This window comes from Salinispora tropica CNB-440 (assembly GCF_000016425.1).
Classification (GTDB): domain Bacteria; phylum Actinomycetota; class Actinomycetes; order Mycobacteriales; family Micromonosporaceae; genus Micromonospora; species Micromonospora tropica.
Genome location: NC_009380.1, coordinates 2,772,162 through 2,794,990 on the forward strand (window position 1 = coordinate 2,772,162; position 22,829 = coordinate 2,794,990).

Below are 22,829 nucleotides of genomic sequence, written 5' to 3' on the forward strand. Positions count from 1 at the left end.
CCTGACGCTCGCGGAGTGGATGAAGGGCACGCCCGACGTGAATGCCGAACAGGCGGGTGCCCAGCGCACACTGTTCCCCCCGGCGCCGATACGCCGCGCTTCTCCCAACCGCCGCGGGTCCGGTCGCCGCCCCACTACCGTGCCTCATGTGACTATCCGTCGAATCGCCGCGCCAGCCATCGTCGTGGCAGTAGGTGCCGTCGTCGTGTCGCCCGCCGCACCGGTCGCGGCCCGAAGCCGGACGGCTGGCACCGGGGCACAGCCGTGCCCCACTGTGGAGGTGCCGACCCGGCCGGTCGGCACGCCCTCGCCACCTCCGGTCGAGCCCGCCGAAGCGGCCGTCGGTGGTGCCGCGCTGGCCACCACCGGGCTGGTCACGCCGGCTGGAACCCCGTCAGCACCGGCGGTCACCGCAACCTCCTGGATCGTCGCCGACCTCGGCAGTGGCCAGGTCCTGGGGGGCTGCGGGCCACACGAGCACCGCACCCCCGCGAGTGTGCAGAAGCTCCTGCTCGCCGTGGCCCTGCTGCCCCGGCTCGACCCGACGACGGTCGTCGAGGTGACCCGCGATGACCTGCACGACCTCGACCCGGCGAGTTCGCTGATGGGGGTGGTCGAGGGCGGTCGGTACACGGTTGAGGAGCTGTGGCTGGGACTGCTCCTGGAGTCCGGTAACGACGCCGCCAACGTACTGGCCCGGCTCGGTGGCGGCGGCGCCGGCCGACCGGGCGGGGTGCAGGTGATGAACGACGAGGCAGGCCGGCTCCGGGCCAGCCAGACCCACGCGGTGACGCCGTCCGGTCTGGATGGTGCCGGCCAGTACACCAGCGCCTACGATTTGGCGCTGATCGCACGGGCCGCCTTCGAACGGGACGACTTCCGCCGGTACATCGCCACCCGTACGGCGAGTCTGCCATCCACACCGGGTCGCTCTGCGCTCGCCCTCACCGGTGACAACACCCTGCTGGGCAGCTACCCGGGGATGCTCGGTGGCAAGACAGGCTTCACCGACCTGGCCCGACAGACCTACGTCGGCGTGGCCGAACGCGACGGCCGTACGCTCGCGGTGACGCTGCTCGGTGCGGAGAACGCGCCCCTGGGCAGCCTGGGTGAGGCGACGGCATTGCTGAACTGGGGTTTCGCCCTCGCCCCCGACGAAGCGGTCGGCCACCTGGTAACCCCAGACCAGGGGAAGAAGGACGAAAACAAGGACAAGCTCGTCGCCGCTACCGGCGACGAGGGCGGAACCGGCGGAGAACCCGGGTCACTGTTGCCGGTCACGGTCGGCACTGTGGCCGCCCTGGGGATCATCCTGGTTGGTGTGCTCGCCGGATGGCGGCGAGCGAGTCGGCGCGTGGCAGGCTGAGCGGCTCCCCCCGCGCGCACATCCACCCGGGGACCGCATCGGGAATGCCGTACGCCGGGCCGGTGTGTCGTGAGGGCTTCCCGGAGATGAGGTAGGTCCGGCGTGGCGGTGACGCCCCGGGTGGCGGCAGCACGATCTCACCGACGCTCAGTGGGCAGGGCTGCGGCCCGTTCTGCCGATGGAGTCGGGTCGGGGGGGTGTCGGTCCACCACCCGCTACGCCGACTGACCTACCGGCACGCGTGCCGTTGTGGCTCAGGCGGTGGCCGCCCGGGATCGGTCGGCCGCGATCCGTATCGCCAGGCCGGCCAATGCGGTACCCATCACGTACCGCTGCATCCGCATCCAGCCCGGCCTGCGAACCAGGAACGTCGACAACGAACCGGCGGTGAGCACGATCAACGCGTTGACGATGAGGGAGACCAGGATCTGGGTGAGGCCGAGTAGCAGGCTCTGCACCGCCACATGCCCCCGTGCCGGATCGACGAACTGCGGCAGAAGCGAACCGTACAGAATCGCGACCTTCGGATTGAGCAGGCTGGTCGTCAGCCCCATGACGAACAGGCGCCGCGTGCCGTCCGGCGGTAGCGGCGCCGGAGTGAATACCGACCGGCCCCCGGGACGCAACGTCTGCCAGGCTAACCAGCCCAGGTACGCCGCTCCAGCCAGCTTTACCGCCGTATAGAGCGGCGGCACGAGCGCGAACAGCGTGGCGATCCCGGCTACGGCGGCGACCAGATAGGCCAGGAACCCGACGGCGATCCCCAGCAAAGACACCAGCCCGGCTCGCCGGCCTTGAGTAGCCGACCGAGAAACCAGGTAGACCATGTTCGGCCCCGGCGTGAGCACCAGCCCCAACGCCACCAACCCGATCCCGAGCAACATGCCGACTGTTACCACGCAACGCCCCCGCTCGTGCACATTCAGGGCGGCGACACTACCACGGGCGTTCCAGGGGGTCGTAACGCGGGCCAGACCCGAACCCGGGCGGCATCCGTTCAACCTCACAGCCGTACCGCACAGATCCGGATCTTTCCGCGGCGGGCGTATCCGCCCGTTGTCGGGGCTGGTGTAGGCCTAATGAGCATGCAAGGGCTGGTCTTGCCCGGGGCTCGTTCGGAGATCTCGCGTTGTAGCCCGCGCGGTGAGCGCTTCGACAAGACCGATCCGACACGGCGGGTCCTGGCAGGACCGGCATGCACCGACGAGTGAAAAAACAACGCCTCGCCCACGCCAGCCATCTCTGGGCCTTCTCCGCCCTCACCGCCTCCCCCGGCGCCCACGCTCACTACCAACGCCGACGAACCACCGGCGACAGCCACACCGCCGCCCTGCGCCACCTGTCCAACCGGCTCCTTGGCTGCTTTCACCACTGCCTGCAAACCCGACAGCTCTACCGGGAGACAACCGCCTTCACCCCACCCCAACCACAACAGCTACCCACCGCAGCTTGACACCAAATTGCGTGGGATGTCTTGTCGGCCCGGATCAGGACGGGACAGGTACGGGGCCGGCCGCCGCCACCCGGTCGGTACACCTCGATCCGGCCAGGACCTCGCCCACGAACCGTCACGCTGCCACCACCGGAGCCAGCGGTACCACCCAGCCCGCTTGACAGTGTACGGCGTACACCGTACCTTTCGGGGTCAAGGTGTACGCCGTACACATGGGTCTGTCCCCGCCAGGCGGATCACAAACTCCACAACGAACAGGGGCAGTTGTGCCTTCACCACCCAAGCGAGAGTGGCTCGTGCCGGCCGGACTGATCGCGCTCAGTGCCATCCCAGTGATCGCCGGTACGTTCCGAGTCACCGAACTGACCAGTGATGCAGCAGTCACACCAGACAACGCCCGATTCTTCGCCTCACCAGCGCCCGTGCTGGTCCACATCGTCAGCTCCGCCCTCTACTGTCTGTTCGGCGCGCTCCAGTTCGCCCGGGGCTTCCGCCGCCGCAGACTCGACTGGCACCGCACGGCCGGGCGCCTACTTCTCCCTCTCGGGCTCGCCTCGGCACTGTCCGGCCTGTGGATGACGACCTTCTATGACCGCCCGGCCCAGGACAACGAACTCCTCACCGGCATCCGACTCGTCGCCGGAGCCGCCATGGTCGGCTGTCTCATCCTCGGCTTCACCAGCATCCGCCAGCGGAAGACCAATCGTCACCGCGCCTGGATGGCGCGCGCCTACGCGATCGGCCTCGGGGCGGGCACCCAGGCCCTGACCAACGCGCCCTGGATTCTGCTGACCGGCGAATCGACCGGAAACCCCCGGGCGCTGCTGATGCTCGCCGGCTGGTTGATCAACATTGCCGTGGTGGAGTGGGCGCTCCGCAGGAGACCGGCCCAGCCACGCCGGGCCGCTGGCGGCCGATCGCCACGAACGCGAGACACCGAATCGTCACGGCTGACGGCCAGCAGGAGCGGTCAAGGATCACGGACAGGTGGCGGCGAGTGGGTCGACGCACATGGCAGGCGGAGCGGGGCTTAGGTCGCCCTCGACAACGCTTCGAAGAGCTCCAGGTGGGTGGCGGCGTCGTGCGCGCAGAGAAAGCCGAGGATGCCCACGATCCAGCCGGTGGCCTCGGCCGCGTTACGGACCATCCACCGGTTCACCGCCTCGAGCACCGGCTGCGCCAGTCCGGCCGCGACCAGGCGCGCCGCCAGCAACCCCAGTGCGGGCAGCACCATGACCACGCAGTAGCCAGCGAGCACGGTGACGCTCGCGGGTAGTGTCAGCGCGGACGCGCCGAGCAGCCCGATAGCCGCCAGGTAGGGAAGCATCGTGGTCGCCTCCAACGTCACGGCGGCCAGGGCCAGCCCGATCAACGCCGAGATGGACTGGCGCCCGGTCATCGCCCGCTCACGCCAACGCAGCAGGCGGCCCGGCTGGGTGTCACCCGACGGTCGCTTCCAACCGATGACCAGGGCGAAGCCGAGCAGGCCGACCCCCACCACGAGTTGCGCCACCCGGAACGGCCTACTCTCCAGCACGGGACGCACCTCGTCGAGCAGCGCCGCCGCACCGACGAGCAACGCCACACCGAGCACGAGATAGAAGGCGGCGACCGTGGCGAGGAAGACCAACAACCGGGTCGGGCGCAGCCGACCCGGCGCCAGCATCATCCAGATCGGGATCAGCAGCGTTCCGAAGCTGGTGCTGTCCACCAGGGCCAGGACGACGAGCGATCCGATCAGGGCCAGGTCCACGGTGCGCTCCCCCTCCGAGTCACGGGTGCAATGGTAGGGAGAAACCGTCACCTTGATACGCGATCACCTGCGTGCGATCAGAATGAGTCAGAAAGACGACGAAAGCACAGTCGGTGGCAGGCCATGGAGCCCCTCAGTAGACAAAGGATCCCGGGCGAACCCGGCACTCAACTCACCCCACAAAGGCCCCATGCCCGATATTTGTGACCACACAGCTACCTACTCGTCCCACCACCCCGCACAATTGTTACCGTTGTGAACCAGTTCAGGGCCGTTGAGTCCAGGGGCGGTGAACAGGCGCGTTGACACCGCGGCGTCGCGGGCGCTGCCGGCAAGCCTGAGTCGATCATGGTTACCGGTGCGGCAACCCAGCTACTCGAAGCGGGACGGGTCCCCCGCGCCACGACGTAGCACCTCTGGCTCATCGCCCGACAGGTCGACCACGGTCGTCGGCTCCTTGCCACAGTCGCCTGCGTCCACCACGCCGTCGAGCACGTGGTCCAACCGTTCCTTGATCTCCCACCCCTGGGTCAACGGCTCCTCCTCCCCGGGCAGGATCAGGGTGCTGGAGACCATCGGCTCACCGAGCTCGGCCAGCAACGCCTGGGCGACGGCGTGGTCGGGCACCCGTACCCCAACGGTGCGCTTCCGCGGATGCAACATCCGTCGCGGCACCTCACGGGTAGCCGGCAGAATGAAGGTGTAGCTGCCCGGGATACAGGACTTGACCAACCGGAACACCGCGTTGCTGATCTGCACGAACTGACCCAGCTGCGCGAAGTCCCGACAGACCAACGTGAAGTGGTGCCGCTCGTCGAGCCGGCGAATGTCACGGATCCGGTCCAGCCCGCGGCGGTCGCCCAGCTGGCAGCCGAGCGCACAGCAGGAATCGGTGGGGTAGGCGATGAGGCCACCGTCCCGGACGAGTCCGACGACCTGCCGCAGGATTCGGGGCTGGGGGTTGTCCGGGTGCACGTCGTAGTACCTCGCCATGGGTCGAGCCTAGTAGCCCGGACGTAGGCCGCCGAGGTCGCCGGGTGCCGGCCAGGCGTTAGGGTTCCGGTCGTGCCCGTCAACCCCGAGGTGGTCGATGCTCTCCGGGCCGACCCCGCCGCCATCTCGCTGCGCCCCTCGCTCGACCTCTCGTACGGTGACCCCGGTCGAGCCACCGCCATGGACCGCTTCCACGCCCAGTTCGTCCGCCCCGACGACCTCGTCCTCGACATCGGTGCACACGTCGGTGACCGCACCGCCAGCTACCGCCGGCTGGGCGCCCGGGTAGTCGCCGTCGAGCCGCAACCACTCTGCGCCCGGAGCATCCGGGCCCTGTACGGCGACGACAACCAGGTCACCGTGGTCGAAGCGGCGTGTGGCGCGGCGATCGGCGCTCTGAAGCTTCACATCAACACGGCCAACCCCACCGTCTCGACCGCGTCACCGCACTTCATCCAGGCCACCGACGGCGCGGAGAACTGGCAGGGGCAGGTCTGGGACGCACGGCTGAACGTTCCGGCCACCACCCTCGACGTCCTCATCGCCGAACACGGCGTCCCTGCCTTCACCAAAGTCGATGTGGAGGGCTTCGAGGATGCGGTCCTCGCCGGATTGAGCCACCCGCTGCCAGCGTTGTCGTTCGAGTTCACCACGGTCGAGCGGGCGGTGGCACGGCGGGCGCTCGACCGCGCCGTCGCGCTCGGGTTCACCCGCTTCAACCTGGCCCTCGGTGACGCCATGGCGTTGGCCGAGCCGGCCTGGCTGACCGCCACCGCACTGGCCACGCTCCTCGACGCCCTGCCGCACTCCGCCAACTCCGGCGATGTCTACTGCCGACGCTAGCTCGTACCGGACCGCTTTCAGCGACGCGCGATGGGAGCTGCATCACCCGAGCGGACCGCTGCTGTCACCTTCTCCTGCAGCCCGGCCAGCTCGGAGCTGACCGTGACGGCGGACGGCACCGGTTCGGTCAGCCGTCGGGCCGGCTCGGGCAGCCACGCAAGATCAGCTTCGAAGCGGTCGCGCGCGGCCCGTACCGCCTCGGCCGCCGTAGCGGTGTCGAGCCGCCGTCCGGCGCGCATGACCGGTACGAGCAGCGACTCCCGACCGGGTGGCGACGCTTCGGTATGCAGCCCGAGGAGGTCGCCGTCGGTGCCGGTGGGATCCCGGAAGACCTGCTTCGCACCCGGCAGGGTTACCTTACCCGGTGACAGCTTCACCACCGGCCGTTCGCCGTAGCTGACCAGCTTGTACGCGCTGTCCAGGGACGGCGCGTCCGAGGAGACCCCCATCCTGGTGCCGACGCCGTACCCGTCGATCGGCGCACCGGCCGCGACCAGCCCCGCGATGGCCTCCTCATCAAGGCCCCCGCTGGCCAGAATCTTGACCTCGGTCAGACCCGCCGTGTCAAGGATCGTACGGGTCTGCCGGGCCAGCGCGGCCAGGTCGCCGGAGTCCAGCCGGACCCCCGCCGGGCCGCTCCAGCCCAGCTCCGTGAGGACCTCAACGGCCGCCCGTACGCCGGCGGGCGTGTCGTAGGTGTCCACCAGGAAGATCGGATTGACGGGGAAGTCGCCGGCGAAGGCGCGGAAGGCGGCCCGCTCGTCCGGGAACGCCTCCACGTACGAGTGGGCCATCGTGCCGGACGGCCGCAGCCCGTACCGGCGGGCTGCCTCCACGTGACTGGTCGCGGCGAACCCGACGACCGCGGACGCCCGGGCCACGCCGGCACCGGCCGCCAGCCCATGGGTACGGCGGAACGAGAAGTCGATCAGTTCAGCGTCACCGGCGGCGAGCCGACACCGGGCCGCCTTACTGGCGATCGTGGTCTGAAACGTGATCAGGTTCAGTAGACCGGTCTCGACCAGCTGCGCCTCGGCGAGCGGCGCCGTGACCTCGAGTAACGGCTCGTCGGCGAAGACGATCCGCCCCTCCGGCACCGCTCGCACGTCTCCGGTGAACCGTAGCGGGGCCAGCGCCGCCAGGGCCCTCTCGTCGAATCCATGGACATCACGCAGGTACGCCAACTCGTCGTCGGCAAACGAGAAGGCCTCCAGAAACGTCAGCGCCTCGTCGAGCCCGGCGGCCACCAGGAAGCCGCGGCGGTCCGGCAGCCGGCGGGAGAAGAGGCTGAAGGTAGCCGATGCGTTCAGGTCGTGCCGCAGGTAGCTGGCGGCCATCCGAAGCTCGTAGAGGTCGGTATGGAGACCGGTCATGTCGCCTCCTCCACGGGGTGTCCGGACCGTCCGGCGCTGGGCGGTCCGGACACCACCAACTCTGGTCGAAGCAGTGTCGGGATGTGCCGGGAACGGAACATGCACCGCCAGACGTGTCGAGCAGCTCCGGATCAGCGCAGTCGGCGGGCGGTGAAGCCCGGCGGTGGGCTCGCGATCGACTCCTGGGCCGCGACCAGCTGGAGCTCCCGGGTACCCGCCGCCAACGTGGCCTCGAAGACCCGGAAGATGCTTGCGCTGGTGCGCTCCAGCGCGGTCGCGGGTGAATCGGTGGTCCACAGGTGTGCGAGGTAGAGCGCGGCCGTGACGTCACCGCCACCGTTCGGGCTGATCGGCAGCATCGGTGTGGTCACCGCCCAGGCGCCCTCCTCGGAGACGGCCACCAGCTCAAGCTGCTCCTCGGGCAGGTCCCGGTGGAGCACGCTGGTGACCAGTACGTGCTGTGGTCCGGTCGCCCGCACCTTGTCGACCGCCCCGAGCAGCTCCGCCAGCGTCTCCGTCCGACCGCCGGCGAGATACTCCAGCTCGAACTGGTTCGGGGTGATGATGTCCGCGTTCGGTACGACCACGTCGCGCAGGTACTCCGGGATGCCGGGGCGAGCGAACATCCCCCGGCCCACGTCCCCCATCACCGGGTCACAGCAGTAGACGGCGGCGGGGTTGACGGCTTTCACCCGGCGAACCGCATCGATGATCACCTCACCCATCGCCGGGTCGCCCTGGTACCCGGAGAGCACCGCGTCGGCTTGGGCGAGAACTCCCCGGTCGGCGATGCCGGCGATGACCTCGGCGACATCCGCGGGTGCCAGCAGTGGCCCACGCCATGCGCCGTAGCCGGTGTGGTTGGAGAAGTGGACCGTCAACACCGGCCACACCTCGTGCCCGAGGCGTTGCAGCGGAAAGACGGCGGCCGAGTTGCCGACGTGGCCATAGGCAACCGACGACTGGATAGACAGGATTCGCACCCGACCATCATCGTGGTTACGGTCACGCCAGTTCCCACTACCCCCGCCCTGACGTGCCCGTTCGACGGGTTGGTCGCCGGGGGGAGGTAGTATCGCACCAGCTCAGAAGGGGGGCCCGAGATGTCCGACACTACCCACAACCGGCCCGCACACGGCATCAGCCGTCCGGACGACGTAAGCGATCCGCTGCTGTGGGGGCTGGCCCTCAACGTGGCGGACGCGCACCAACCGGACGCCGCGGGCACCGACTGCGTGAGTCTGCTCTGCACCGGCCAGGGCTGGCCCTGCACGACCTGGCAGTCCGCCCAGCGCGCGCTGCGGGTGGCCCAGACACCACCCGGGCAGCGGCCTGCCGACCGGCCGGAAGGGCGGACGGACGAGTGGAGCGCATTCCACACACACCCGCCGCGTGCCACCGCGCCGGAGCCGCAGCGCCGCGGCGACATCGCCGCCTGAGCATCGGCCGTCGCGCGGCACCGCCGCATCGATCACCGCTACCGGGGGCGCCGGCCATGCCGACGCCCCCGAGCGGATCAGAGAGTACGAGCGAGACGCTCGGCAAGGATCCGGGTGAAGTGGGACGGGTCGGCCAGTTCGCCTCCCTCGGCGAGCAACGCCATTCCGTACAGCAGTTCGGCAGTCTCTTTCAGCGACTCCTCGGTGACACCCTGTTCCCGGGCCTTGCGCAACCCACTGACCAGCGGATGCGTCGGGTTCAGTTCGAGGATCCGCTTGACCTGCGGCACCTCGTGACCCATGGCGCGGTACATCTTTTCCAGCGTCGGGGTGACGTCGTGCGCGTCACCCACCACGCAGGCCGGTGAGGTGGTCAGCCGGGCGGAGAGGCGGACCTCCCGAACCTGGTCGGCGAGAGTACTACTCAGCCAGGTGAGCAGGTCGGCGTACTCGGTGCGCTGGCGCTCCCGTTCGGCCTCGGCCGCCGAGCGCTCCTCCTCGGTGTCCAGGTCAACCTGGCCCTTGGCGACGGAACGCAGCGTCTTGCCCTCGTACTCGCCGACCCGCTCCACCCACACCTCGTCGACCGGGTCGGTGAGCAGCAGCACCTCGAAGCCCTTGGCCCGGAACGCCTCCATGTGCGGCGAGTTCTCGATGGTGCTGCGGTTCTCGCCGGTGGCGTAGTAAATGTCAGTCTGGCCGTCCTTCATCCGCGTGACGTAGTCGGCGAGGTCGGTCGGCTCGGCCGGATCATGGGTGGAGGCGACGGAGAGGATCTCCAGGAGAGAGTCCCGGTTCTCGGTGTCGTCGATCAGCCCTTCCTTGACGACAGCGCCGAACTCGGTCCAGAAGGTGCGGTACTTCTCCGGCTGGTTGGCCTTGAGCTCCTTGACGGTGGCGAGGATCTTCTTGACCAGGCGGCGGCGGACCACCTGAATCTGCCGGTCCTGCTGGAGTAGCTCGCGGGAGATGTTGAGCGACAGGTCGTGTGCGTCGACCACGCCCTTCACGAAGCGCAGGTATCCCGGCATCAGCGCCTCGCAGTCATCCATGATGAAGACGCGCTTGACGTAGAGCTGCACACCGCGGCGGCCCTGCGGGGAGAAGAGGTCCAGCGGTGCGTGCGTGGGCAGGAAGAGCAGCGCCTCGTACTCGAAGGTGCCCTCCCCCCGCATGTGCACGACCTCGAGCGGGTCGGCCCAGTCATGGCTGACGTGCTTGTAGAACTCGTGGTACTCGGCCGGTTCGACCTCGTCGCGGGACCGCGCCCAGAGTGCCTTCATCGAGTTGAGTGTCTGCACCTCGGTGGTCGACTCACCGCCGTCGGTGCCGGGCTGCTCCACCGCCATCCGGATCGGGTGGGCGATGAAGTCGGAGTACCGCTTGACGATCTGCCGGACTGTCCACTCGGTGGCGTAGTCGTGCAGGTTGTCCTCGGAGTCGGCCGGCTTGAGGTGCAGCGTGACCGCCGTTCCCTGCGGAGCGTCAGTGGCCGAGGCGATCGTGTACGTGCCCTCCCCGCTCGACTCCCAGCGGGTGCCGTCGGTCGCCCCCGCCTCGCGGGTGACCAGGACAACCCGGTCGGCGACCATGAACGCCGCATAGAAGCCGACGCCGAACTGGCCGATCAGCTCCTGCGACGTCTCCGCGTCGGCTGACTCACGCAATGTGCGGAGCAGCTCGGCGGTTCCGGACTTGGCGATCGTGCCGATCACCTGGACGACCTCGTCCCGGGACATCCCGATCCCGTTGTCCCGCACGGTCAGGGTCCGTGCGTCCGGGTCGATCTCGATCGCGATGTGCAGGTCGGCAGTGTCGACGTCGAGGTCCTTGTCCCGCAGCGACGCCAGACGCAGCTTGTCCAACGCGTCGGAGGCGTTCGAGATTAACTCGCGCAGGAAGACATCCTTGTTCGAGTAGATCGAGTGAACCATCAGCTGAAGCAGCTGACGTGCCTCAGCCTGGAACTCCAACGTCTCGCTACTCACGCCGTGTCCTTTCGTCCGCATGTCCGGATCGTCGGCGGACGGCGACGCCCCCCGACGACGTGTTGCCCGACAGGATACGAGCCCCTTGTGCGGGGCGGGGCAGCGACGTCCTGCACACCCATCGGGCCTGGTCAGGACCGCCCGCGACGACGCCGCCCCGGCCCACGACGGGCGCGACGAGTCAGGCGCACGATCAGCACCACCAGCCCACCCACCCCGACTACGGCCGCGACCAGCAGCGGCCCGGGGCCGGTCAGCCCGTCCGGAAGCGAATCGCCGGCCGCGGGCCGGGCATCGGCAGCGGGCCGGGCATCGGCGGCGGACGGCAGGGTGGACGGCGACGCGGTCAGCTCACCCGGCTCGACGAGTCGGCCGACCGACGCGTCCCGAGACAGCGCGAAGCCCCAGTCGAGCAGAGCGGCGCCCTGCTCCCAGCCACGCAACGGCCGAGACTCGGCACCCAGCAACGTGACGACCAGACGCCGGCCATCCCGCTCGGCCGCGCCGACGTACGTGTGCCGGGCCAACGTGGTGAAGCCGGTCTTGCCACCCAGAGCCCCCGGGTAGCGGTCGATGAGGGAGTTCCCGTTCTGGATCTGGAAGCCCTTTCTGCCGAGTGCTTCCTGGTCGGGAATCTGGTGGGTTTCGGTCAGCGCGTACCGCTGGAAGTCCGGTTCGGCGAAGCAGGCACGGGCGATCAGCGCGAGGTCGTAGGCACTCGTGAACTGGCCCGGCCCGTCCAGCCCGGACGGTGTGACCGCATGCGTCTGCCGGGCGCCCAGATGCTCGGCAAACTCGTTCATCGCGCGGACGCCACCGGCCCGACCCTCGGCACCGCCGCCGAGGCGGGCGAGGACATTCGCCGCGTCGTTGCCGGATTGCATCAGCAGGCCGAGCCAGAGCGTCTCTACCGGATACTGCCCGCCGACGAGCAGTCCGACCGCCGACGAGTCGGGCTCTATGTCGAGATCCTCCTTCGTCACCGTGACCACCTGCTGCGGGTCAAGGTCCGGCAGCAGGGCAGCGGTCAGCAGCAGCTTCTGCACGCTCGCCGGGGTGGCGTACTCGTGCGGGCCGCACGAACCCAGCACCTGACCGGTGTCGAGGTCCGCGACCAGCCACGAGGTCGCGGTCACCTCGGGTGGCGCGGCGGCACCGGCCGGGACCGCCAGGCCGGGGGTGGCCAGTTCCGCCCCTCCGACAATCTGATCCTCGGCCGCCGCCGGCGGCGGGGAGGGCCGGGGCGGCCGGGACGGTGCTGACGCCGGCACGCTGGCCTGCGGGCACGGCACCACCGCCGGCGTGGGTGCGGCGACGGCGACCGACGCGGGCACCACGACAGGGAACAGCAGGACGCTCGAGGCAGCGGCCAGCAGCCGATTTCTCACGTCCGGGATCTTAACCATAAAGATCAGCAAACCGGGCACGGGCACCCACAACCGTCATCGGGCGGGCGCACCACCCGTGCCCGATCTCAGGCCAACGGCCGCTTGAGGTGATAGCGGTGCACCTCGGTGCTGCCCTGGACGTTGTTCACGTCCTCGGCCGCGGCAACCAGCTCCCACCCCTCGCGCCCGACCCGGTTGAGGTGGGCGATCGCGGTGTCGCCGTAGGTGGTGACATCTCGACGGGATCCGTCCGGGCCGTACCAGACGAAGCTGACGTGAAAGTTTCGGCCCTGCCCTTGGTAGCGGCGGACCAACAGTGCGTATTCCCAAGCGACCATGGCATCCATTATGGGCGTCCATCAAGGACCACATACATGGGGGTGCTCACCCTTTGCCATTCATTGAACGCGAAGAGTCAACGCACCCTGGCCCCCGTCTCCTGCCGCGCCACCTCGCCAGCGACGAGCGCGGCGAGCCGATCCAGCCCGCGGTCGATGTCGTCCGGGGTGACCGCGCTGACCGACAGCCGCAGCGCGTGCACCGGCGTACCGTCGCCGTAGAAGTGCGCCATCGGGGTCCACAACACCCCGTACTCCCGGGCGGAGCGATGCAGCAGCGCGTCGTCCACCGGAAACGGCACGGTGACCACCACGAAGAACCCTCCGGCGGGCACCGTCCAACGCACCGACGAGCCGGCCGAGAACCGGCGGGCCAGGCCGTGAACCAGGTGGCGCAGGTTACTGGTGTAGACGGTGCGCTGTCGGACCGTGGCGGTGACCAGGCTGCAATCGTGCGCGAGCAGCACTCCGCCGACCACCGCCTGGGCCACCGGCGAGGTGTTCACCGAGACCATGCTCTTGACCTTGGCGAGCTGGTCGGCCAGGTGGCTCCTCCCGCCATCGGCATCCGTCACCGGCTGGTCGGCCACCACGTAGCCAACCCGTGCGCCAGGTAGCACCGTCTTCGCGAAGGATCCCAGGTAGACCACCCGACGATCGGTGTCCAAGGCCTTCAGCGTGGGCAGTCGCCGACCTTCTGTCACCGGGAAGAGTCCGTACGGGTTGTCCTCGATCAGCAGCAGCTCCTCCTCGGTGGCCAGGTCCAGCAACGCCTGCCGATCGGACAACGAAATGCTGGTACCCGACGGATTGGCAAAGTCCGGCATCAGATAGCAGGCGCGCGGGCGCAGCCCCTCGGCCCGGGCCCGGTGCACCTGACCGCGTAGGTCCGCCAGGTCCACCCCGGAGTCCGTCGTCGCCACCGGGCGGACCGGAAAATCCAGCAACCGCGCGGCGCCGGTGAGCCCCACATAGGTCGGGGTCGCCGCGAGCAGGACATCCCGCGGATCGGTGCGTAGCGCCCGCAGCACCAGGAACATCGCCTCCTGGCACCCGACGGTCACCACGATCGTCTCCGGGTCGACCGTCATCCCCTCGTCGACAGCGAGGTTCCGGGCGATCAGGTGGTGCACGATCCCCTTGGTCCGCCCGTACTGGAACAGGGTGCGATGGACCTGACCCGGGTCCTGCCCGAGGTCATCGACCAGGTGCTGCCGAAAGAGGTCCAGGTACCGGTGCAGCGCCGAGAACTCGAAAAACTCCTCGTACGGACGGCCAGCGGCAAGCGACACCGCATCCGGGTAGTCCTGCGCCACCTCGTTGAGGAAGTTCATCGAGTTCAGGGCCGGATCCCCGAGCGCCGGATGCAGGTCGGCCAGGTGTAGATCCACGATCACTCCACCCTCGTCGTCCGCAGGTGCCGTGCCGCCACCACGTCGGCGCACCCCGCCAACGTCAGCGCGTCACGGAACTCGTCAGCCAGCAGCGACAGGGCCGCCTCGGCACCGGAGCGGCCGCCGGCCGCCAACGCCCAGAGCAGCGGGCGGCCCACCAGGACGCCGTGCGCACCAAGGGCGAGGGCCCGCAACACGTCCATCCCGCCCCGAACACCGCTGTCCAACAGCACCTCACACCGGTCGCCCACCGCGTCGACGACCGCGGGCAACGCGGTCGCGGTGGCCGGTGCACCGTCAAGCTGGCGTCCGCCGTGGTTGGAGACCACCACCGCGTCCGCTCCGACCGCCACCGCGCGGGTGGCATCACGCGGATCGAGTACCCCCTTGACCACCAGCGGAACCGAGGTCCGCTCCCGCAGCCACTCCAGGTCGTCCCAACTCACGGCCGGCGCGAAGACCGCACCGGTGTGTGCGGCCACCGCGGACACGCCCGGGGTCGCCGCGTGGGCGAGGCTGCCCCGGCCGGTGGGCAGGTTCGCGGCGACCACATCCGCGGGAATGGCGAACGAGTTGCGCACGTCCCGCAGCCGACGACCGAGGATTGGCACGTCCACGGTGAGCATCAGCGCGGTGCAGCCCGCCGCTTCGGCCCGGTCCAGCAGGTCGGCGACGAGTCCCCGGTCACGCAGCCAGTAGAGCTGGAACCAGACGTCACCGCCGGCCCGCGCGACCTGTTCGATCGGGACGCTGCCGAGCGTGCTGGCCACATACGGGATGCCGGCCGCGCCGGCCGCCGCCGCAAGGGCTACCTCCCCGTCGGGGTGCAACAGCCGTTGATACGCCATCGGTGCGACCGCCACCGGCAACGTGTGGACGGCTCCCAGCAGCCGGGCGTCGGTCGGTGGCGTCGGCACACCGCACAGCACGCGGGGCAGCACGCCGGTCTGGTCCAAAGCCCGTCGATTCGCGGCCAGCGTCGTCTCGGCGCCGCTACCGCCGGCCACGAAGTCCCACACCTCCGGCGGTAGTACCGCGCGGGCGAGGTCGGCGAAGTCGGCCAGTGCGACCGGCGACTCGCGCATCGGCGACATCTGCTCAGCCATCGTCGGCCGCCGTCCGACGGAAGCGGCGGCGTAGGAAGGTCGCGGCCGCTGCCTGGGCCTGCCGGCCCGCATCGAAGACGCTGGGCATGGTGAAAAAGCCGTGAACCATGCCCGCGTACCGGGTGAGGACGGTCTGCACGCCGGCGATGCGGAGCCGGTCGGCGTACCGTTCACCCTCGGCACACAGTGGGTCGTGCTCAGCGGTGACCACGAACGCCGGGGGCAGACCGGTCAGGTCGTCGGCGAGTAGCGGCGACGCGAGTGGATGGTGGGCGTCGGTCGGGTCGGCCAGGTAATGGGAGCGGTACCAGTCGACCGAGCGCCGGTTGAACAACAGCGGATCCTCGCCGCCCGGCGGATCGATCGTCTGGTCGGTGTTCGGATAGACCAACAACTGCGCTACCAGCCGGGGGCCGTCCTTCTGGGTCAGCAGCGTGACCGCGGCGGCCAGGTTGCCACCGGCACTGTCCCCGCCGACCGCGAGACGCTCCGGATCTACGTCGAACTCCGCCGGATGCGCCGCGATGTGGCGTAGGGCAGCGTGACAGTCGTGCACGGCCGCCGGGAACGGGTGCTCGGGAGCCAGCCGGTAGCCGACAACGACCACCTGGCAGGGCACCGCGTTGGCCAGACGCCGGCAGACCCCGTCCGCGGTGTCGACGCTGCCCAGCGTCCACCCACCGCCGAAGAAGTAGAGCAGTGTCGGCAGCGGCCCGGCCCCGGCGGGACGGTACACCCGGACCGGTATGTCGCCGGCCGGTCCGGGCACGTACGCGTCGCGTACCTCGTGGACCGGCTCGACCGGGCCGGAGCCGGCCCGGATCGCGGCGAGGTCGGCCGCGCGGGCCTCGGCGAGGGTCTGCGTGTACAGCGGTGGGGTGCCGGCCGCCGCACGGCTCGCCCGGTACGCCTCAGCCTCAGGATGCAGGCTCACGCCACCACCCCGTGCCGATTGGTCGCTCACTCACGGATGCATCCTTCCCCCCGGGCTGACCGAGAGTTTGTCGATTCCACGCAGGAAGAGGCTGCCGCTGTACACCGGCTGCTCCATGATTCGCAGCCGGGGGAAACGGGACAGCAGCCGGGGCAGCGCCAGCCGGCCCTCCAGACGGGAGACCGCGGCGCCGAGGCAGTAGTGCAGCCCGAGGCCGAACGCCAGCGAAGGCGGACCCGGCCGCCGGGGGTCGAACCGATCCGGGTCTGGGAAGTGGGCCGGATCCCGGTTGGCGGCAGCGATCAGCAGCAGAACGTTCTGGCCCTGTGGGATGGGCACTCCGCCGAGCACGGTGTCCCGGGGTGCGGCGCGGGCCAGCAGGTGCACCGGCGTCTGCAGCCGCAGAATCTCGTCTATGGCGCCAGCGGTCAGCTCCGGGTCGTCGGCCAACGCAGCCGCCACCTCCGGATGTTCCAGCAGCACCGGCAGGCCGTTGCTCAGCATGTAGACAGTGGTGACGAAGCTGGCGTTGAAGAGCACAATCAGGTTGTTGATCAACTCATCCTCGGTCAGCTGGACACCGCCCGCGTCAACCGCCTCCACCAAACCGCTGATCAGGTCCTCACCCGGCGTGCGGCGGCGGCGCGCGAGTAGGTCCGCATAGAAGACTCGCAGTTCGGCCGCGGCGGCGTTCGCCGCTGCCAGCCGCTCCGGTGTCTTGCCGGCCACGTCCAGGAACGCGTCGATCCGGTCCACCCGATCCCGGTACCAGGCCAGCTCGGTCGCGGGAATGCCGATGAACTCGGCCATCACCCGAGCCGGCAGCGGATACGCGAACTCGGCGACGAAGTCCACCTCACCGGGCCCGGCATCGGCCATCCGGTCCAGCAGTTCGTCGGCCACGCGGTTGATCACCGGTTCCAGGGTGCCGAGCCGACGCGGTGTGAAGGTGCCGGCGAACACCTTCCGCATCCGGCCATGATCAGGCGGATTGATGAACATCATGGATGATTGGAGAGTCCGGAGGATCTCCTGTTCCATCCAGCCCGGCGGCGGCTGCTTGGACCACTCCGGGTCCCGCAGCACCGCACCGACCAGGTCGTAGCCGACCGCCACCGCGGCGACCCGCTGACCCTCCGGCCGCGGCGCCAGCGCGGCGATCGCTCCCTGCGCATGGAGGCCGGCGTAGACGGGATAAGGGTCCTGCCGGCCCTGTTCACTGTAGAGACGGGTTAGTAGCCCCTCGACGTCCAGCACGACACCTCTCCACGATACGGCGGTTCGGGCGACGGAATCCTCCGCCGCCCGAACCGATGTCACAGACCGAGCAGGCGCAGCGACACGGCGCCGGCCATTGCCTTGTTACCGGCGTCGTTCGGGTGAATGTGATCCCCCGAGTCGTATGCCGGCAACAAGCGACTGGGCTGCTCCGGGTCGCGCAGCACCCGATCGAAGTCAATGACCCCGTCGAACTCCTTGCTGGTGCGCAGATACTCGTTCACCGTCTGCCGGGTCGCCTCCTTCTCCGGCGTCCACACACCCGGCTCGCCGTGACCCGCGTACGGCGTCAACGTGCCCACCAGGCTGCGCAGGCCACGTGACTTAACCTGCTGGTTGATCTGCCGGAGCGAGGCGATGATCTCCTCGGCGGAGTCGTCGGACATCCAGATGTCGTTGATACCCAGGTGTGTGATCACAGCCCGGGCGCCGGTCTGGGCGAAGATGTCCTCGTCGAGCCGGGCAAGCGCGTTCGGTCCCAGCTCGTTGTAGCCGGGGAAGCCACCGGCTCCCGGCTCCGCACCCTCGTGGTTGAGCCGGTTCCCGGCGAGACTCATATTGAGCACGGCCGGGGTCCGAGAATCCGGACGGGCATCGATGAACCGGTCGGCCAACAGATCCGGCCAGCGCTTGTTGGCGTTGAGCGTGCTGCCGTTACCGTCGGCGATCGAGTCGCCGAAGACCACCACTGAACCGGGACTCTTGCGGCGCTGCACATCGATACCGGACAGGAAGAACCAGCAGCAGTCCGCAAGCCTCGACAGGCCGGCACCGGCATCCGAGGTGAGATCATCGTCGCCGATGAAGCTCGTCTGTCGGGACGTGCCGTGGAAGGTAACCGGGCCGGTCAGGACCGGGTAGTAGACCGTGACCACCAGGTCCTGCTGCTCACCGACCGGGAAGTCGATCGGGTCGCTGATCAGCTCGGCGCCCTGGTTCATCGTCGCCGAGGTTGACCCACCGAACGTCAGCTCCCGCAGCGTACTCGGGTCGATGTCGGACAGATCGTCGGGCGTCGTCTGGTCCGGCCGGGCAATGGTCGCCCGACCGATCTCGACGTCCTGCTCGCCGTACATGTTGCTGAGTCGGACCCGCAGCACCGAGCCACCCACCGTGGTGTGCACGATGTTCCGGATGGTCTGGTCCTCAAGGCCGTTGTTGGTCAGGCCACCCGAATTGCCTCGGGCCACCGCGGTCGCCCAACTCGTGGCCCAGGTTGTCTTGCGGTGCTTTGCCACCTCGGCCGACGATTCCGCGTTCGCCACCACGCTGGGAGTGCCCACCATGAGTAGCGCCGCGGCGGCCGCCACGATATGCCATTTCTTCGGGGTCGACATTGAACCTCCATTGTCGGCAGCCCAGCGTCTGTCCCGGCCAGTGCCGGCGCTCATCTGGGCGTGCTGCGGAACGTAACCGTCGCCGCGCGGAGGCGTCAATCAACCTGATCGACGTGATCACGTGTCCTGCTGGCCTGGCCGAAGGCCACCTTCGGCTCGTGTTCATTTCCGTTGTCTGCCCTAGGCTCACAGGTGGTGGCGCGGTCGCCTGCGGCCCGCACCGTGCCCCGGGCAACCCCGGGCACACCGCTGCCGTGGATGGGGGCGTCCGGATGGCCGACCGACCGCAGCCGGGCTACGTGCATCAGGCATTGGCACTCTTCGCCGAGTTCGGTGACCGCGATGCAATCGTCGACGGCGAACGACGACTGACCTACGCCGACGTGGGCGCCCAGGTACGCGGATTCGCCACGACGCTGCTCCGCCACGGAATCCAACCCGGTGCCGCGGTGCTGTTGTCGCTCGGGAACCCGCTGGAAGGGCCGCTGCTACAGCTCGCGCTGCACCTGCTTGGCTGCCGTACGATGTGGATCGCACCGGTGACGTCCCGTCGGGAGATCAAGGAATTCGTCGAACTCAGCCGGCCCGACGCCCTGCTCTACGATGCCCGCGATCCGGCCAACATCGGTGCGGAGCTGGCTGCGGGAATGAGTGGCCGACCAGTGCTTCGCCTCGGCGTAGACCTGACTCCCGTACCGGCCACCGCTGACCTGCCCACCCGGGTATCGGAAGCGGACTCGCTCCTGCAGACCTCTGGGACCACCGGCACTCCCAAGCTGGTGCGGCACCAGGAGAGCTTCTACACCCAGGTCCTCGCCCTGGCCGCCGGCTTCCGTACCGCCGGGTTCCCGCTGCTGCGGCACCTGTCCTACTCCCCCATGTGGCTGGCCAGCGGCCAGATCACCACCTTGTTCAACCTCTTCACCGGCGGGGTGCTGTTTCCCCGGGAGGGTTGGGACGCGACGGAGTTCATCCAGACCGTGCCGGCCGAGCGGATCACCTCCACCTTCCTGACCCCGCCGATGCTCTACGAGGTGCTCGATCACCCCGCCCTACCCGGGGTCGACTTTTCCTCCATGTTCATGTTCAACGTCGGCGCCGGTCCCGCCGCGCCCGCCCGGCTACGCCAAGCGATCACTCGGTTCGGTCCGGTGCTGCGCATCGTGTACGGGCTCAGCGAGGCGGTGGTGGTCACCGCGCAACCGGGCCTGACCGAGGATCCGGCGCACCCGGAGCGACTTCGCTCCTGCGGGAAGCCGTACGGCGACGTGCGAATCGAAATCCGCGGGGCGGACGGGACCGTGCTTCCCCCCGACGTGGATGGTGAGGTCTGGGTGCAGACGGCACTGCGCTTCGCCGGCTACCACGGCAGCCCTGACCTGACCGCGGACACCCTGGTGGACGGTTGGGTACGTACCCGAGATGTTGGCCACCTCGACGTGGATGGCTACCTGTACCTGGTGGACCGGTTGCAGGACCGGATCCTCACCCGCCGGCGTAGCTGGCCGATCTACTCCCGGCCGATCGAGGACGCGCTGGCTGGGCATCCCGGTGTCCGGGCCGCGGCGGTGATCGGCGTGCCCGACGAGGTGGCCGGCGAGCTGCCGTACGCCTATGTGGTAAAGACGCCCGACGCGGCGGTGACCGGCGCCGAGCTGATCGACGTCGTGACCGCCGCACTCAGCGACACCTGGGCGCCCGGCGGCGTGGAGTTCGTCTCCGCGCTGCCCCTGAACCGTGCCAACAAGGTGGACAAACGTGCGCTACGGGCGCGGTACGCGGCGGGACACCCGTCGGCCGTCGAGCACCCGGAGGCATCGATCGGCCATCGCGCGTGACCCCACGGCGAGAACTGGTCGCGCTCGTCGGCGCCGACCTGCTGTCCAACCTCGGTAGTCGAATATCGATCCTCGCCATCCCCTGGCTGGTGCTGGAGACGACCGGTAGCCCCGCGAAGATGGGGGTGGTCGCCGCCGCCGAGACGCTGCCCTACCTCCTCTCCAGTGGTCTCGGCCCACCGCTGGCCGACCGGATCGGCTTGCGTCGCACCTCGATTTTCGCCGACCTGGGTAGCGCCGGGCTGATGGTGGCGGTGGCACTCACCCCGTGGCTCGGCTTCGGTGCCCTACTGGTCCTGGTTGCTCTGGTGGGCACGCTGCGTGGGGTCGGTGACCGAGTCAAGCACGTGATGTTCCGCCCGGCCGCAGAAGCTGCCGGGGTCCGGTTGATCCGGCTGACCTCGATCTACGATGGGCTATCCCGGCTGACGACCCTGCTCGGGGCGAGCGTGGGTGGCCTGCTGATCTGGTGGCTCGGACCGACCCTGGCGATTCTCGTTGACGCGGCGACCTTCGCGGTCTGCGCGCTACTGATCTCCAGCCTGGTACGCCGCAGCACCGGTAGGCCGGCCAGTTCGGCGCCGGAACGCTATTCGCGGGCACTCGCCGGCGGCCTCCGCTACCTCCGGCAGGACCGGATGGTGCTCACCATGCTGCTGGTGATCTCCGCACTGAACATGGTGGTGAACGCGAGTATCGCGGTCTACATCCCCCTCTGGGTGGCGGACGTGCTGGGAAGCCCGGCCGGGCTGGGGGTGGTGCTCGGTGCCTTCGCCGCCGGGTCCCTGCTGGGCAACGTGCTGTTCACCAGTTTCGGCTCGCGGCTACGCCGGGACCTGACCTTCGCGGTCGGCGCCGCGGTCAGTGGCCCACCCCGACTACTGGTCCTGGCCCTCAGCGACGACCTCGTCGTGGTTGTCCTGGTGACCTTCGCTTCCGGAATCGGCATCGCTGTGGTCAACCCACTGCTCGGTGTCGCGCTGTACGAGCGTCCCCCGGCTGAACTCCAGTCCCGGGTGATTGGGCTGGCCGGTGCGCTTGCCTTCGCTGGTCTGCCCCTGGGTGCCCTGCTCGGCGGTGCGTCCGTCACCACGCTCGGCCTCGAACCCGCACTGCTGACCGCGGCCCTGTTCATCGTCATCGTCACCGCTGTTCCCCTCGCTGCCGCCCTGCGCGCGACGCGGACGGAAGCACCGTTGGTTCGTGCCTCGGACCGAGGACGGATTTCCACTTAGCATCACCGCGCTTCCTGCGCTAACGTCCGATCATGACAGCGACGCACAGCGAAGCCATTGATCCTTACTGCTTGCGGGAGCAGGAGAGGAGCGCCCTGCTCCAGGGGCATCCGTGGCGACGTTTCGTGGTGCTCGGCGACAGCGTCGCGGAAGGGCTCTGCGAGCCGGTTGACGGCTACCCGGATGTGCAGTTGGCCGACCGGATAGCCGCCGAGCTCCGCGCCCGGGCGCCGGAACTCGCCTACCTCAATCTTGGCTTGCGCGGGCTGCGGGCGCACCAGGTCAGGGCCAGTCAGCTCAGCCCGGCACTGGAGTTCACACCGGATCTCGCCCTGGTCGTGTGCGGCGGCAACGACGCGTTTCTGCCCAGCTACGACGCCGATGCGGTGGATGCCGAGATCGCCGGGATGGTCGAGGCGCTCCAGCACGCCGGGGCGACAGTCATCACGGTGGGAATGTTCGACGTGTCGCACAGTCCCGCCGTGCCCGAGGCCCGCCGCGCCGGCCTCGGTGTGCGCCTGCGCCGGCTGGCCGAACACACCCGCGCGGTGGCCAACCGCCTGGACACGGTCCACGTGCACCTGACCGACCACCCGCTGACCGCCGACCCTTCCATCTACAGCAGCGACGGCCGCCACGGAAGCGCCCGTAGCGACGCCATCGCCGCAGCGGAGACGCTCCGTCGCCTCGCGCACCATCTCGGTGCGGCGCGCATTGACCGGAGCGGCCTCCGCTGACGAGTCAACCAGCACCGAAGGGCCCGGTTCCCGGTG

Annotated in this window: 20 protein-coding genes and 1 pseudogene; 8 read left to right on the plus strand and 13 right to left on the minus strand. The window is 69.2% G+C overall.

The genetic code is table 11. The annotated features are described in order from the left end of the window. Nucleotides 1–148: 148 nt before the first annotated feature. Nucleotides 149–1,366: a D-alanyl-D-alanine carboxypeptidase family protein gene (locus STROP_RS12400; RefSeq protein ID WP_020678883.1), complete on the plus strand. Its 1,218-nt coding sequence runs from the start codon at nt 149–151 to the stop codon at nt 1,364–1,366. Between the two features lie 254 nt (nt 1,367–1,620). Here the strand turns inward: STROP_RS12400 and STROP_RS12405 are convergent, their stop codons facing one another. Continuing rightward, on the minus strand, nt 1,621–2,250 hold the full coding sequence (locus STROP_RS12405; RefSeq protein ID WP_230582341.1) for a LysE family translocator: 630 nt from the start codon (nt 2,248–2,250) through the stop codon (nt 1,621–1,623). A 323-nt stretch (nt 2,251–2,573) separates the two neighbouring features. Between STROP_RS12405 and STROP_RS12410 the strand changes: the two genes are divergently transcribed. Both STROP_RS12410 and STROP_RS12415 read left to right on the plus strand, forming a co-directional pair. Next, on the plus strand, nt 2,574–2,819 hold the full coding sequence (locus tag STROP_RS12410) for a hypothetical protein (RefSeq protein WP_413540548.1): 246 nt from the start codon (nt 2,574–2,576) through the stop codon (nt 2,817–2,819). Between the two features lie 296 nt (nt 2,820–3,115). Continuing rightward, nucleotides 3,116–3,807: pseudogene (locus tag STROP_RS12415) on the plus strand (DUF2306 domain-containing protein); the annotation flags it as partial. Nucleotides 3,808–3,849: 42 nt separating this feature from the next. On the opposite strand, the gene STROP_RS12420 reads toward STROP_RS12415, so the two are convergent. Beyond that, entirely contained in the window at nt 3,850–4,572 is a 723-nt protein-coding gene (locus STROP_RS12420) for a GAP family protein (protein ID WP_026274873.1), read from the minus strand. Between the two features lie 372 nt (nt 4,573–4,944). Then, a complete protein-coding gene (locus tag STROP_RS12425) occupies nt 4,945–5,565 on the minus strand; it encodes an L-threonylcarbamoyladenylate synthase (RefSeq protein WP_012013696.1) in 621 nt (206 codons plus the stop codon). A 72-nt stretch (nt 5,566–5,637) separates the two neighbouring features. Here STROP_RS12425 and STROP_RS12430 point away from each other — a divergent pair, with 72 nt between their 5' ends. Beyond that, a complete protein-coding gene (locus STROP_RS12430; RefSeq protein ID WP_012013697.1) occupies nt 5,638–6,408 on the plus strand; it encodes an FkbM family methyltransferase in 771 nt (256 codons plus the stop codon). 17 nt (nt 6,409–6,425) lie between these two features. Here STROP_RS12430 and STROP_RS12435 read toward each other — a convergent pair whose 3' ends face one another. Both STROP_RS12435 and pdxY read right to left on the minus strand, forming a co-directional pair. Continuing rightward, the gene (locus STROP_RS12435; RefSeq protein WP_012013698.1) at nt 6,426–7,781 is read right to left on the minus strand and encodes a nicotinate phosphoribosyltransferase; all 1,356 of its coding nucleotides are present in this window, start codon (nt 7,779–7,781) and stop codon (nt 6,426–6,428) included. A gap of 131 nt (nt 7,782–7,912) precedes the next feature. Beyond that, the gene (pdxY, locus tag STROP_RS12440; RefSeq protein WP_012013699.1) at nt 7,913–8,764 is read right to left on the minus strand and encodes a pyridoxal kinase PdxY; all 852 of its coding nucleotides are present in this window, start codon (nt 8,762–8,764) and stop codon (nt 7,913–7,915) included. Between the two features lie 120 nt (nt 8,765–8,884). Here pdxY and STROP_RS12445 point away from each other — a divergent pair, with 120 nt between their 5' ends. Beyond that, entirely contained in the window at nt 8,885–9,220 is a 336-nt protein-coding gene (locus STROP_RS12445) for a hypothetical protein (RefSeq protein WP_012013700.1), read from the plus strand. A gap of 77 nt (nt 9,221–9,297) precedes the next feature. On the opposite strand, the gene htpG is transcribed toward STROP_RS12445, so the two are convergent. The 8 genes from htpG to STROP_RS12485 form a co-directional block, all read right to left on the minus strand. Beyond that, the gene (gene htpG / locus STROP_RS12450; RefSeq protein WP_012013701.1) at nt 9,298–11,208 is read right to left on the minus strand and encodes a molecular chaperone HtpG; all 1,911 of its coding nucleotides are present in this window, start codon (nt 11,206–11,208) and stop codon (nt 9,298–9,300) included. Nucleotides 11,209–11,339: 131 nt separating this feature from the next. Next, entirely contained in the window at nt 11,340–12,596 is a 1,257-nt protein-coding gene (locus tag STROP_RS12455) for a D-alanyl-D-alanine carboxypeptidase family protein (RefSeq protein WP_026274872.1), read from the minus strand. A gap of 86 nt (nt 12,597–12,682) precedes the next feature. After that, on the minus strand, nt 12,683–12,943 hold the full coding sequence (locus tag STROP_RS12460) for a hypothetical protein (RefSeq protein WP_012013703.1): 261 nt from the start codon (nt 12,941–12,943) through the stop codon (nt 12,683–12,685). A 68-nt stretch (nt 12,944–13,011) separates the two neighbouring features. Beyond that, nucleotides 13,012–14,379 carry an aminotransferase-like domain-containing protein gene (locus STROP_RS12465; RefSeq protein WP_020678884.1) on the minus strand — a complete coding sequence of 456 codons (1,368 nt, stop codon included), beginning with the start codon at nt 14,377–14,379 and terminating at the stop codon, nt 13,012–13,014. After that, on the minus strand, nt 14,328–15,434 hold the full coding sequence (locus tag STROP_RS12470; RefSeq protein WP_012013705.1) for an alpha-hydroxy acid oxidase: 1,107 nt from the start codon (nt 15,432–15,434) through the stop codon (nt 14,328–14,330). The genes STROP_RS12465 and STROP_RS12470 overlap by 52 nt, the downstream gene beginning before the upstream one ends. Then, on the minus strand, nt 15,427–16,368 hold the full coding sequence (locus STROP_RS12475) for an alpha/beta hydrolase (RefSeq protein WP_012013706.1): 942 nt from the start codon (nt 16,366–16,368) through the stop codon (nt 15,427–15,429). Before STROP_RS12475 ends, STROP_RS12470 begins: the two co-directional genes overlap by 8 nt. 30 nt (nt 16,369–16,398) lie before the next feature. Continuing rightward, the gene (locus STROP_RS12480; RefSeq protein WP_012013707.1) at nt 16,399–17,625 is read right to left on the minus strand and encodes a cytochrome P450; all 1,227 of its coding nucleotides are present in this window, start codon (nt 17,623–17,625) and stop codon (nt 16,399–16,401) included. A gap of 59 nt (nt 17,626–17,684) precedes the next feature. Next, nucleotides 17,685–18,956, minus strand: a complete 1,272-nt coding sequence (locus STROP_RS12485; protein ID WP_026274869.1) for an SGNH/GDSL hydrolase family protein — start codon at nt 18,954–18,956, stop codon at nt 17,685–17,687. 299 nt (nt 18,957–19,255) lie between these two features. On the opposite strand from STROP_RS12485, the gene STROP_RS12490 reads away from it, so the two are divergent. From STROP_RS12490 to STROP_RS12500, 3 genes are read left to right on the plus strand one after another with little or no spacing between them, the layout of a single operon-like run. Further along, entirely contained in the window at nt 19,256–20,821 is a 1,566-nt protein-coding gene (locus STROP_RS12490) for a class I adenylate-forming enzyme family protein (RefSeq protein WP_026274868.1), read from the plus strand. Then, on the plus strand, nt 20,818–22,056 hold the full coding sequence (locus tag STROP_RS12495) for an MFS transporter (RefSeq protein ID WP_012013710.1): 1,239 nt from the start codon (nt 20,818–20,820) through the stop codon (nt 22,054–22,056). Before STROP_RS12490 ends, STROP_RS12495 begins: the two co-directional genes overlap by 4 nt. Before the next feature lie 32 nt (nt 22,057–22,088). Continuing rightward, on the plus strand, nt 22,089–22,793 hold the full coding sequence (locus STROP_RS12500) for an SGNH/GDSL hydrolase family protein (protein ID WP_012013711.1): 705 nt from the start codon (nt 22,089–22,091) through the stop codon (nt 22,791–22,793). Nucleotides 22,794–22,829: the final 36 nt, after the last annotated feature.